Raw genomic sequence first — 11,257 nt, forward strand, 5'->3', positions numbered from 1 at the left:
CGCCCCGCCGGTGCACGCCCCGCCTTCGCAGACCTCAGGCGAAGGTCACGCAGGAGGGCGCCGGGACGTCCAGCGAGCCCGCGTGGCGGGGGATGCCCGTCGCGGCGTCCACGGCGAACCAGCTGACGTTCCCGGAGCGCTCATTGGCGGCGTACAGCCACTGCCCCGTGGGGTCGAGGGCCAGGTCACGCGGCCAGTGCCCGCCACAGCTGACGGTCGCGGCCAGGGCCGCCTTCTCGCCGGTCTCGTCCAGGGTGAGGACCGAGATGCTGTCGTGCCCCCGGTTCGCGACCCAGAGGAACCGTCCGTGGTGCGAGACGACCACCTCGGAGGGATACGTACGCACCTCGGCCTCGGTGAGTACGTTGTCGGGCAGAACGGCTGTGACGGCGGCCGGTTCGAGGACGCCGGTGTCCGCGTCCCAGGTGCACACCGTGAGGGTCGGTTCGAGTTCGCCGACGACGTAGGCGAGGCGGCCCGCCGGGTGGAAGGCCAGATGGCGCGGTCCGGTACCGGGACTCAGCGCCGTCTCGCCGTGCAGGCGCAGCTCCCCCGTGGCCGGATCGACGACGCAGACGCGTACGGAGTCGGTGCCGAGGTCCACACTCAGCAGCCACCGGCCCGAGGGGTCGGCCAGCACCTCGTGGGCGTGCGGGGCCGCCTGGCGGGAGGAGTCCGGCCCACTGCCTTCGTGCTGAAGGACCGATTCGGCGGGCCCGAGCGAGCCGTCGGCCAGCACGGGCAGCACGGTGACACTGCCGGATCCGTAGTTCGCCGTGACGACGTGGCCTGCGGCGAGCGTCAGGTGCGTGGGGCCGTCCCCGCGCACGGACTGCGGGGCGCCCAGGAGCCGCGGCACGTCGCCCGTGAGGTCGAAGGCGGCCGCCGCCCCTTGCGAGGTCTCACTGACCGCGTAGAGAACAGTTCCGCCCGGTCCCAGGCCGCTGACCAGGTACGACGGGTCGGGGACGGCATCGGTGGAACCGAGCACGGTCAGCGCACCGGTCTCCCGGTCCACGGCGGCGGCGGTGATCCCCTGCCCGCCCGCCGAGGTGAACGACCCAATGAATGCCCGTCCGACGCTGTTCCCGCTCATCGCGCTACCCCTCTTCACCGTCTGTCGTGATCTTTGGGCCGACGGTAGCAGGCGCCGGCTTTTGGTCCAGACCAATCCGGATGGCCGGCCGAGCCCCTGGTCCGGCCGAGGCGTCACCGTGGTGTGTTCTCGTCCGGACCCCTACCGGGACCGCAGGGCGTCAGGTGCTGATGAGCGAGGATCCCGGAGCGCCGCGCAGGGGGGCCTCCAGGCCGGCGAGGGCCCGTTCCAGGCCCTGGAGGTGCGCGAGGGCGGCATGGCCCTGATGCGCGTCGGCCGCGTCGTGCTGCACGAGCTTCGCCGACGCGGAGCTCGTCGGCTCCACCAGTGCTTCCACGGCCGCCTCGACGCGCCAGCAGGCGGCTGCGAGACGGGCGTCGTGAGAGGCGTCCGGATCAGCGGCCACCGCGGCGAGGCCGCGCACCTCGCGCACGCACAGGTCGAGCAGGGCGAGCACCTGGTACGCCCGCGCCTTGCGCGCGCGCAGGGGGTTGAACGGATGCACCAGGGGTGCGAGGGAGAGCCGGACGCGTCCCAGCAGCAGTTCGAGTTCGGCCACGCGCGGGGCGGGATCGGCGTCCGGAGCGCCTGCGAGCCGGGCGGCCGCCTCGGATGTGCAGGACTGGACGCAGCGCAGGGCGCGGCGTATCCAGGCGTCGGTGGTCTCGTGGGTGGTGACCGGCAGGACCAGGAGCACGGCGAGGGCCGCACCGATCGCTCCGACACCTGTTTCGACGAGACGCAGCGCGAGGAGTCCGGTGTCCAGGACACCGAGCAGACCGTACAGAAGACCGGCCATCAGGGTGACGGCGAGGATCATCCAGGAGTACGAGACCGCGGCCGTGTAGAAGATCGCGAACACGCACACGGCGAGCAGGGCGGCGGTGGGTACCGGCGCGCCGTGCAACGGCACGGCGATCCCCATGGCGACGGCGATCCCCACCAGTGTTCCGAGCACCCTGCGGAAACCGCGGACGAGGGTCTCGCCGCGTGAGGCGGTGTTCACGAAGACCCACCACATGGTGCCGACCGCCCAGTACCAACGGTCCTCCGAGAGGAACTGCCCCACGCCGAGCGCGAAGGCACCGGCCGCGACCGCCTGCACCGCCTGCCGCGTCGTCACACGCGCCAGGCCTCTGCCGGCCGTGATGACCGGTACGGCCGGCACCACCGTGTTCCGCTCGTAGCACCAGAACCCGAAGCGCACGGCCGAGGACGAGACGAGCGACAGGAGCAGCGCGCCGTACAGCTCCGGCAGCTGGCCGGGGACCGTGTGCAGGAACTGCGTCACGAAGAAGGTCATGAACCCGAAGATCCCGAGCGCGTGCCCGCGCGGCCCCCATCTGCGGGCGTAGACGCCCAGGCCCACGATCGCCAGGAAAGTCGCGTCCCGTACCAGCGGGTGGTCATGCAGGACCGCCGCCAGGGCCAGCACGGGAAACCCGACAGCGGGCAGCAGCGCCGTGGTGACGGCCTGGCCCCGGACCGTGGAATCCGTGACGGTGAAGAGCGCGAGAAGGGCCGCCAGACCGCCCGTGATGGATGCGGTCAGCGACTGCCCGGCCAGCCCGCACACCACCACGGCGAACCCGATTCCCAGCAGCCCACGGGCCGCGAAACGCAGTCGCACAAGCCCCGGATCAGGAGCGATGAACATCCTCTTCACGACGGTCGGACCGCCCCCTTCGACTGGAGAACACCCTCTTGTGAACGGCAAAGGCGCCGCGTAACCGGAAGCGGCTTCGTCGCCGTCCGGCGCTGCGCAGCGCCATGGATGAGTCAAGGAAAGCATCCTGCCGGACAGTGGCTCAACTCGACGAGCGAGTGCTGTGCCATTGGTACAGTGAGGGCACGTTTCACCGAGCCAGGAAGAGGCCAACGGACCATGGCCGTGGACACTCTCGACACCCGCATCCTGCGGCTGCTGATCGAGCGGCCGCGCACCAGTGCGCGGGAGTACGCGCGCATCCTGGGGATCGCCCGCGGCACGCTGCAGGCCCGGCTCGACCGCCTGGAGCGGGACGGCGTGATCACCGGGACGGGACCCGCGCTCTCCCCCGCCGCCCTCGGCCACCCGGTCCTCGCCTTCGTGCACCTGGAGGTCACCCAGGGGCATCTGGACGAGGTGGGCGAGGCGCTCTCCGCCGTCCCGGAGATCATCGAGGCGTTCTCGACGACGGGCGGCGGCGATCTGCTGACGCGGGTCGTGGCCCGCGACAACGGACATCTGGAGGACGTGATCCAGCAGCTGATCCAGCTTCCGGGCGTGGTCAGGACGCGTACGGAGGTGGCTCTGCGCGAGCGGGTGGCGCACCGGGTGCTGCCCCTGGTCGAGGCGGTGGGGCGGACGGCCGGCGGCCCGGGCTGATCATCCGCCCGGCATGCTGGGCACCATGAGTTCACCGCGCACCCGGGCCCCACGCGTCATCTTCGATCTCGACGGCACTCTCGTGGACAGCGAGCCGAACTACTACGAGGCGGGCCGCCGCCTCCTCGCCCGGTACGGCGTGCCGGATTTCAGCTGGGAGCACCACACCCGCTTCATCGGGATCGGCACCCGCGAGACGCTGACCGCGCTGCGCGCCGAGTACGGGATCGAGGCTCCGGTCGACGAACTGCTGGCCGGGAAGAACGCCCTCTACCTCGAACTGGCCGGCTCCTCCACCGAGGTCTTCCCCGAGATGCGGACGCTCGTGGAACGCCTGCACGGCGCGGGCGTCCCGATGGCGGTGGCCTCGGGTTCGTCCCGGGCGGCGATCGGGGCGGTGCTGGCCGTCACCGGCCTGGACGCGTACCTCTCCCTCTACGTGTCCGCGGAGGAGGTACCGCACGGCAAGCCGGAGCCCGATGTGTTCCTGGAGGCCGCGCGGCGGCTGGAAGCGGAACCTGCCGACTGTGTCGTGCTGGAGGACGCCCCGCCCGGCGCGGCCGCGGCACGTGCGGCCGGTATGCGCTGCCTCGCGGTCCCCTATGTGGCGGGGACGGCGGACGATCCGGCGTTCCTGGCGGCGGATCTGCTTTTCGTGGGCGGGCAGCGTGAGTTCACGGCCCGGGCCGCGTTCGCGTGGCTCCTCGGGGAGGGCGGCCCGGGGTCCACCGCGGCGATTGGCTGAATGCCGCCCCCACCGGCGCGCCGGGGGGAGGTCAGCAGGTCACCGGTGCCAACTGGAGTCCCGCAGGCCGATATCCTGACCCTGCCGCGCGCCCCTTCCTCATCCCGATCCCGATGAGACCGATGAGGTCGCCTCCGCGGCTGTCGAAGCGGGCCACAGATTCGAGATTGGTGCACAGTGCTGGTAGCTGGTCGGTACCGGTTGATATCCCCTATCGGCCGCGGCGGCATGGGTGAGGTGTGGCGCGCGGCGGACGAAGTCCTCGGCCGGGCCGTCGCCGTGAAGCTGTTGCTGGGGGACCGTGACGACGCGTCGTCGGCCGCCCGCTTCCGGCTGGAGGCGCAGACCGCCGCACGGCTGAGCCACCCTCACCTGGTGGCCGTGTTCGACTTCGGTGCCTGGGAGGACCGGTTCTATCTCGTGATGGAACTGGTCGAGGGCAGGAGCCTCAGCGATCTGCTCGCGGCCCAGGAGACGGTCCATCCGGAGCAGGTGGCCCGGATCGCGGGCGAAGCGGCCGCCGGTCTGGCCGCCGCCCACCGGCAGGGCGTCGTGCACCGGGACATCAAGCCCGGGAACCTCATGCTGGACGCCGAAGGGTCGGTCAAGATAGGCGACTTCGGGATCGCCCAGTTCGTCGACGATCCCGCCACGGCACTGACCACCGCCGGACAGATCGTGGGTACGAGTCTCTATCTGGCCCCGGAACGCGCACTCGGCCGCACGGCCGACTCGGCTTCGGACATGTACTCACTCGGCTGCGTGATCTACCAACTCCTGGTCGGTCACCCGCCGTTCCGCTCCGATACGGCGACCGCGACGCTCTATCAGCACGTGGACACCCCTCCCGTACCGTTGCGGCAGCGGGGCGTCGACATCTCCCCCGCCTTCGACGCGTATCTGCTGAGCCTGCTCGCCAAGCAGCCCGAGGACCGGCCCGGCGCCCAGCAGGTGTCCGACTGGTTCCGCACCGACGCCTGGCGCGGGCGCCCGCAGCCACTGCCCCCGCACGCCGCCCCCGCCGGTCCGGCGCACCTGCCGGCGTCTCCCCCGGCGCGGCGCCCGCTCCCCTCACCGATGCCCACGGGTGGGCAGCGGTCCGCCGGTCCGGACACCGCGGGCGGGGCCGCGGGCCCGACCACGTACCGGCTGCCGCAGGCCACCGGCCGAAGACGGGCCCCCGTGCCCGCCCGCAGACGCAGCACCCGCGAGGCGATCCGGCGCCGGCCGCGCGTGGCCAGCGCCATCGCGGGAACGGCCGCCTTCATCGCTGCCGTGTACCTGGGGATGATCCTGTTCGCCCCGGACCCCAGCTCCGCGGAGACGCCGGCCACCGACCCCACGGGGACGACCGGACCCGTGACACCGGCCGAGGACGGACCGGCGACGGGCGCGGCCTCCTCCGGTGCGCCCCAGGGCGCCGCACCCCAGGACTCCACGCCGCAGGACGCCACCGAGGACGACGAACAGGGCGACGGCCAACAAGGCGAGGCGAGGGACAAGAAGCACAAGGGCGAGGACCACGACGACGACTGAGGCCCGGCTCGGGTCCGCTGGTTCATTCCCTACAACCGATGGCCGGGCAGGCGCGTCATATCAGGCAGACCGCCGGTCCGCGGTGGATGCTGGTCGGGCGTACGCCGCCCGAGCCGTCTCGTCCGGCTCCTTCGCCGCGTGCGTCGACGCCCACGCCAACGAACGGGGATTCCGATGCGTATCCGTCCTGCTCTCGCCGCTTCGTCGGCGGCCACCCTCGCGCTGCTGGCCACGTCCGGTGTTCCCGCGGCCGCGGCCCCCGGTCCCGCCGTGTGCGCGGAGCGTGCCGTCGAGGTGGCCGCGACCGCTTCGCCCGACGTCGCGGACGTGGTGCGGATCAGTGTCACCAACCAGGGCCCGCGCCCCTGTGTCGTCGACCGGATTCCCACCGTGACGTTCGGGGAACTGGACGGCGCGGCGCTGCCGGTGCCCGAGACCGGGAGCGCGCCGTACCGGCTGGCCGCGGGCCGGTCCGCGTACGCGGCCGTACGGACGCTGGACCCTGCGTCGACGGAACTGCGGCTGGTGGACCGGATGACCGTCGCCGGGCATCCCGCGCACTACGGGCTGACGATCGACGCCGCCTCCCTCGGGGCGCCCGACGGAATCCGGGTCTGGGAACCCGTCACCACCTGGTGGCACCCGACCCGGGCCGAGGCGGACGTGGTGCTCGCGGAGCACACCGACTGACACGGAGTCTGCCGGTGGTCCCGTCGGGCCACCGGCTCACCACCGTGCGGTCCACCGCCCCGGGCCGCACAGTGGAAGAAGGGGCTGCGGGCGGGAGGACCTGGCGTGAACACCGACGACGTACGGCGGACCGGCACGGGTCCGGAGCAGCGCGGGAACGACGCGGCGAACGGCAGCGCGCCCCGGTTCGTGGTGCAGATCCACGACGCGCGCCGGATGCACTTCGACTTCCGGCTGGAGGTCGACGGCGTACTGAAGTCCTGGGCGGTGCCGAGGGGCCCCTCGGACAATCCTCGGGACAAGCGGCTGGCCGTACCGACGCAGGACCATCCGCTGGAGTACCGCGAGTTCGAGGGCGTCATCCCGCCGGGCGAGCAGGGCGGCGGCACGGTCATCGTCTGGGACCAGGGCACCTACCGGCCGCTCAGCCACGACGAGCAGGGCACGCCCGTGTCGTTCGAGGAGGCCCTGGAGCGCGGTCACGCGACCTTCTGGCTCGACGGTGCCAAACTCCACGGCGAATTCGCCCTCACCCGCTTCCGTGTCGGCGACGAGGCGCCGGGGGCGGGCCAGGTGGCCTGGCTGCTGATCAAGGCGAACGACAACCGGGCGGTCCACGACAGGCCCGGCACCCCCAACCCGTACCACGCCCGCTCGGCCCGTACCGGGCGCACGCTGCACCAGGTCGAGGCCGCGGCGAGCGAACACAGCGGCTGACGCGCCCGGGCCGGGTGTCGTCGGCGGCTGTCCAGGCGCCGGACCGACGGCCCCGGACGCGGGTGCCACCCGGAATGCGGCGGTGGAGGCACGGCGCACGAGTGGCCCGCCCCCGCGCCTTCGGGCACCATGGTCACCGAGGACCGGCCGCGCTTCGCGCATGCCGTGAGGGCAACGGCCGGGACACTTACGCACAAGTCCATGGCAGGAGCCCCAAGGGCGGCGGCGTCGCACCCGGCGACGTGCGGCCACTCGCCGACCGACGTCCGCGGATGCGGCACACGGCCGCATCCGGGCGCCCGCGAGGGCCGGGCAAGGGTCACGCCGGTCCGCTCTGGAGGTGTACGCACCGTGATCGGCTCGCATCCACAGCAGGAGACTCCGCGACGCAGGTCGCCGCAGCAGAGGTCCACGACGGACGCCTCGGGTCTCGGGGCGCCGTGCTGGGCAAGTCTCGCCACGCGCGACCTTGCCTCTTCGCAGAAGTTCTACGGGGCCGTACTGGGGTGGACCTTCCGCGGTACGGACCTGGGCGAGGAGTTCAGCGTGGCCCTCTACGACGGCGTACCGACGGCCGGTCTGGGGGAGCTGACGGACGCGCTGCACATCGCGAACGACTGGACGCCGTACTTCGCCGTCCCTGACGCCGATGTGGCCGCCGCGCGGATCAGGGAGCGCATGGGAACGCTCGCGGTCGGGCCGATCGACTTCCCGATCGGCCGGGCCGCGGTCGCCGCCGATCGCGAGGGCGCCCGTTTCGGGGTCTGGCAGGGGCGTCTCGTGGCCGACTCGCGGGCCTGGCGGGAGCATCGCCCCTGGTGGCTGGATCTGACGACCCCCAACCCGTTCGAGGCCGCGCTCTTCTACGGAGAGATCCTCGACTGGGCGTCGGAGCAGCCCGGCTACTGCGACGTCGGGTACGAGCACGACGACGTCGTGCTGCGCGACGACGGCCGTGTCGCCGCGCTCATCACGGCGGGCGCCGAGAACAGCGAGACCGTGCCCGGACGGGGGCCGCGCTGGAACGTGCATTTCCCCGTGCAGAACGTGGAGGCGGCGCTGGAGACCGCCGTCCGGCACGGCGGCCGGGTCATCGAACGCCGGATCTCGGCCCATGAGGACGGGGCCACGCTCCGCGACCCCTATGGCGCCGTGTTCTGTGTCGCCTCGGTCACCGGCCCTCCACCGGCACGGGGCGAAGGATGGTCGTGAGCACGCCTGATTACGGAACGTGACGGTAGCGGGTGCAGTCCTCGCAGGAGGCTGGTTCTCTGGCACTGTCCGCTCTCCATGAACCCAGGAGTGATCATGAGCGCCATATCCGGACCCTCGGGCCGCGTCCAGCACATGCGCCAGAAGGCGAGCGAGTTGAGTCAGGCCGCTGAGCGCACGAGCGACCCCGAGCACCGCCTGCGCCTCCAGCAGAAGGCCCAGCGGCTCCTGGCGCAGAGTGAGCAGGACGACAACACCACGGACGGCAGGAGCTCCGGGCGGTAGGAGCTCCCTCTGCCGGGCCCGGGCGGGTGCACGCTTCCCGCCCGGGCCTCATTCGTTCGCGCGTCCGCCCGGCCGCACGCCGCTCGCGCTCGCTCGGCGATTTCCGGAGCGTTTCCGGAGCGTGGGAACCGTCCCGCCGGTCTTCTGCGTGATGATGGACAGGAGAGTCATCGCCGCAGCAGACATGAGCCGGCACCCGCGTGCCGAACGGCTCGAAAGGGGCGGCCGCCATGCGCACCTCCGGATCGAAGAGACCGGCCGCGACGCCCTTCGCCGTCCTCGCCCTCGTCGTCGCCGTGGTCTGCGGCTGCCAGGGCGGAGGGGACACTCCCTCCCCGGACGACTCGGGCACGTCCGCAGGACGAGCCGACGCCCTCGCCGTGAAGATCGACAACGTCGCCCCAGCCCGTCCCCCGACCGGGCTGGAGAACGCCGATCTCGTCTATGTGGAGCAGGTGGAGGCGGGACTCAGCCGCATACTCGCCGTCTACTCCTCCGACGTCCCGCCCGTGGTCGGGCCTGTACGCAGCGCCCGGGAGACCGACCTGGAACTGCTCCGGCAGTTCGACGGGCCCACACTCGCGTACTCCGGCGCCCAGTCGGCACTGATGCCGTCGATCGAGGCGGCACCGCTCGACGCGCTGCCCCCGTCGAAGGCACCGAACGCCTACTTCAGGGACCGGGACCGTCCGGCACCGCACAATCTGTATCTGCGCCCGGGAGACATCCCGCACCCGGCGACACGGGTCAACGCGGCCGAGGACATCGGACTGCGCTTCGCGCCCGCGCCGGAGGGCGGCACACCCACCGGCGAACGCACCGTCACCTACCCGTCGGCGCGGTTCACGTTCACCTGGTCGCCGGAGCAGAGGAAATGGCTGGTCACGATGGACGGCAAGCCGTCCCGTACGGCCTCCGGGGACCGGCTGGAAGCGGCCACCGTGCTCCTGCAGAACGTCACGCTGGGCCCCTCCCGCTTCCGGGACCGGTGGGGGAACACCTCGCCGTTCACCCAGACCGTGGGGTCCGGCTCGGCGCTCGCGCTGCGCGACGGCAAGGCGTACGACCTCGCGTGGGAGCGTGACACCGCCGCCTCGGCGACGGAGTTCACCACCGAGGACGGCAAGCCGATGACGTTCGCGCGCGGCCAGGTCTGGATCGTGCTCGTTCCCGGATGACACGGCTCCCGAGTGAAGGCACAACAGCCGAGCGGACGTTCAGCGCCAGGGGTCGCGTTCGACCTTCTCCACCGTTTCGAGGACGACCTCTCCGGTGCTGAGATCGGCGCCGGAGGCGGGACGGACCTTCGCGCCGGGCCACACCAGTTGGGGCGGGCTTCCGATCACACGGCAACGGAACATGAAGCCCTCGGGGAACCGGACCAGGGATTCGTTGCGGGCGAACTCGGTGTAGCGGTGCACCACCGTCGACCGGACCACGACTCCGTGACCCTCGCTCAACTCCGTTTGGAGATCGCTCGACTGGCATACGGGGCACAGGAGCCGCCGGAAGGACGCCGTGCCGCACCAGCGACAACGCTGATAGGTGAGTCCGGTTCTTTCACGCACCGCCGTAGCGGTGCCGCTTCCTGGCTGGGACACGTCTCGACCCCCTGCACTCGGCTGGTGAGCGCCGCACCATCGCGCGACGCCCCCGCACCATATGGCACTGAGTGCCGGGCCGTAAAGGTACTGAGTGCCCCTTCTTGCTCAGCCCGCCGTCATGGCCGCTTCCAGGCTCTGCACCACGCGCCACATGGGAGCCCCCTTGGAGGCCACCATGACGATCACGTCCTCGCGCGAGTCGACGGCCAGATCCGCGCCCGGGGCGCGGTGCGGCCCCTCGTCCGGTTCCCCGTCGGCGCCCTGGTCCACGGCGGGCCTCTCGACCGCCGCCCCCCATACGTCACGCACCAGACCGAGGGCGTGGTCCACGGCGGCCTCGGCGTCCCCCACTCCGCCCGAACGCAGCCACGAGCGCAGGGCGTTGTTGTGCGCGGCAACCACCGCCGCGGCCACCACGTCGGCCCGCAGCCCGCCTTCGGGAGTCTCCGCCCAGCGCCGGCGCAGGTAGCCGGCGAGCGTGCCCTCGTACCGGCGCACCACGGACAGTTCGTAGGTCCGCAGCCCCGGAACCTCCTGGGTCAGCCCGTAGCGCTGTACGGAGAACTCGGGGTTCGCCGCGTACATCCGCATCACGAGCCTGGCCGCGTCACACACCGCGCCGACCGGATCGGGTCCGTCACGGCCGTCGAGCAGCGCGGTCATGTCGGCCAGACACCGCTCGTGGTCGGGGAAGACCGCGTCCTCCTTCGACGGGAAGTACCGGAAGAAGGAACGGCGCCCCACGCCCGCCCGCGCCACGATGTCGTCGACCGTGGTCCGCTCGTAGCCGCGCTCCAGGAAGAGCTGGAAGGCCGCTTCGGCAAGCGCCTCCCGCATGGGCACCTTCGCGGGGGAACCACCGGATGCCGGGCCGGCCGCCGCCCTGCGTCCTCTGCGCGCTTCAGTCATGCCGGGAACGTAACACCGGAATGCACCGAATGGCACTACGTACCTTGCGAGAGGGTACTGAGTGCCATATTGTCGTGACAACGAATCGGATCAGC

General features: G+C 71.9%; 12 protein-coding genes and 1 pseudogene. 8 read left to right on the forward strand and 5 right to left on the reverse strand.

The window, feature by feature from the left end; translation table 11 throughout:
- Positions 1 to 34: 34 nt before the first annotated feature.
- Together AC07FA_RS34065 and AC07FA_RS34070 are read right to left on the reverse strand one after the other, a co-directional pair.
- Positions 35 to 1,096: a lactonase family protein gene (locus tag AC07FA_RS34065; RefSeq protein WP_479080224.1), complete on the reverse strand. Its 1,062-nt coding sequence runs from the start codon at positions 1,094 to 1,096 to the stop codon at positions 35 to 37.
- 160 nt (positions 1,097 to 1,256) lie between these two features.
- Positions 1,257 to 2,753, reverse strand: a complete 1,497-nt coding sequence (locus AC07FA_RS34070; RefSeq protein ID WP_479080235.1) for an FUSC family protein — start codon at positions 2,751 to 2,753, stop codon at positions 1,257 to 1,259.
- A 228-nt stretch (positions 2,754 to 2,981) separates the two neighbouring features.
- On the opposite strand from AC07FA_RS34070, the gene AC07FA_RS34075 reads away from it, so the two are divergent.
- The 8 genes from AC07FA_RS34075 to AC07FA_RS34110 all read left to right on the forward strand — a co-directional run bounded on the left by AC07FA_RS34075 (position 2,982) and on the right by AC07FA_RS34110 (position 9,827).
- Positions 2,982 to 3,464: an Lrp/AsnC family transcriptional regulator gene (locus tag AC07FA_RS34075; RefSeq protein WP_479080225.1), complete on the forward strand. Its 483-nt coding sequence runs from the start codon at positions 2,982 to 2,984 to the stop codon at positions 3,462 to 3,464.
- A 25-nt stretch (positions 3,465 to 3,489) separates the two neighbouring features.
- Positions 3,490 to 4,209 carry an HAD family hydrolase gene (locus AC07FA_RS34080; RefSeq protein WP_479080226.1) on the forward strand — a complete coding sequence of 240 codons (720 nt, stop codon included), beginning with the start codon at positions 3,490 to 3,492 and terminating at the stop codon, positions 4,207 to 4,209.
- 228 nt (positions 4,210 to 4,437) lie between these two features.
- Positions 4,438 to 5,745, forward strand: coding sequence for a serine/threonine-protein kinase (locus tag AC07FA_RS34085; RefSeq protein ID WP_479080227.1), 1,308 nt, complete (start codon positions 4,438 to 4,440; stop codon positions 5,743 to 5,745).
- Between the two features lie 174 nt (positions 5,746 to 5,919).
- Positions 5,920 to 6,435: a DUF4232 domain-containing protein gene (locus AC07FA_RS34090; protein ID WP_479080228.1), complete on the forward strand. Its 516-nt coding sequence runs from the start codon at positions 5,920 to 5,922 to the stop codon at positions 6,433 to 6,435.
- Positions 6,436 to 6,540: 105 nt separating this feature from the next.
- A complete protein-coding gene (locus tag AC07FA_RS34095; protein ID WP_479080229.1) occupies positions 6,541 to 7,152 on the forward strand; it encodes a DNA polymerase ligase N-terminal domain-containing protein in 612 nt (203 codons plus the stop codon).
- A 351-nt stretch (positions 7,153 to 7,503) separates the two neighbouring features.
- Positions 7,504 to 8,364 (forward strand): VOC family protein, encoded by an 861-nt coding sequence (locus AC07FA_RS34100; protein WP_479080230.1) that lies wholly within the window; start codon positions 7,504 to 7,506, stop codon positions 8,362 to 8,364.
- A 96-nt stretch (positions 8,365 to 8,460) separates the two neighbouring features.
- Positions 8,461 to 8,649, forward strand: a complete 189-nt coding sequence (locus AC07FA_RS34105; protein WP_479080231.1) for a DUF6381 family protein — start codon at positions 8,461 to 8,463, stop codon at positions 8,647 to 8,649.
- A gap of 230 nt (positions 8,650 to 8,879) precedes the next feature.
- Positions 8,880 to 9,827: a DUF3048 domain-containing protein gene (locus tag AC07FA_RS34110; RefSeq protein ID WP_479080232.1), complete on the forward strand. Its 948-nt coding sequence runs from the start codon at positions 8,880 to 8,882 to the stop codon at positions 9,825 to 9,827.
- Between the two features lie 39 nt (positions 9,828 to 9,866).
- On the opposite strand, the gene AC07FA_RS34115 is transcribed toward AC07FA_RS34110, so the two are convergent.
- From AC07FA_RS34115 to AC07FA_RS34125, 3 genes and pseudogenes are all read right to left on the reverse strand, one after another.
- Positions 9,867 to 10,109: a PhlB family protein gene (locus tag AC07FA_RS34115; RefSeq protein ID WP_479080237.1), complete on the reverse strand. Its 243-nt coding sequence runs from the start codon at positions 10,107 to 10,109 to the stop codon at positions 9,867 to 9,869.
- 21 nt (positions 10,110 to 10,130) lie between these two features.
- Positions 10,131 to 10,250 (reverse strand): annotated as a pseudogene (locus AC07FA_RS34120) (zinc ribbon domain-containing protein); the annotation flags it as partial.
- A gap of 108 nt (positions 10,251 to 10,358) precedes the next feature.
- Positions 10,359 to 11,090 (reverse strand): TetR family transcriptional regulator, encoded by a 732-nt coding sequence (locus AC07FA_RS34125; protein ID WP_479080236.1) that lies wholly within the window; start codon positions 11,088 to 11,090, stop codon positions 10,359 to 10,361.
- Positions 11,091 to 11,257: the final 167 nt, after the last annotated feature.

This window comes from Streptomyces sp. NPDC045968 (genome assembly GCF_056430475.1).

Bases quoted from the DNA above. Each gene is read 5' to 3' on its own strand.
- AC07FA_RS34065 (WP_479080224.1), bottom strand. From the start codon at position 1,096: ATGAGCGGGAACAGCGTCGGACGGGCATTCATTGGGTCGTTCACCTCG.
- AC07FA_RS34070 (WP_479080235.1), bottom strand. From the start codon at position 2,753: ATGTTCATCGCTCCTGATCCGGGGCTTGTGCGACTGCGTTTCGCGGCC.
- AC07FA_RS34075 (WP_479080225.1), top strand. From the start codon at position 2,982: ATGGCCGTGGACACTCTCGACACCCGCATCCTGCGGCTGCTGATCGAG.
- AC07FA_RS34080 (WP_479080226.1), top strand. From the start codon at position 3,490: ATGAGTTCACCGCGCACCCGGGCCCCACGCGTCATCTTCGATCTCGAC.
- AC07FA_RS34085 (WP_479080227.1), top strand. From the start codon at position 4,438: ATGGGTGAGGTGTGGCGCGCGGCGGACGAAGTCCTCGGCCGGGCCGTC.
- AC07FA_RS34090 (WP_479080228.1), top strand. From the start codon at position 5,920: ATGCGTATCCGTCCTGCTCTCGCCGCTTCGTCGGCGGCCACCCTCGCG.
- AC07FA_RS34105 (WP_479080231.1), top strand. From the start codon at position 8,461: ATGAGCGCCATATCCGGACCCTCGGGCCGCGTCCAGCACATGCGCCAG.
- AC07FA_RS34110 (WP_479080232.1), top strand. From the start codon at position 8,880: ATGCGCACCTCCGGATCGAAGAGACCGGCCGCGACGCCCTTCGCCGTC.
- AC07FA_RS34125 (WP_479080236.1), bottom strand. From the start codon at position 11,090: ATGCGGGAGGCGCTTGCCGAAGCGGCCTTCCAGCTCTTCCTGGAGCGC.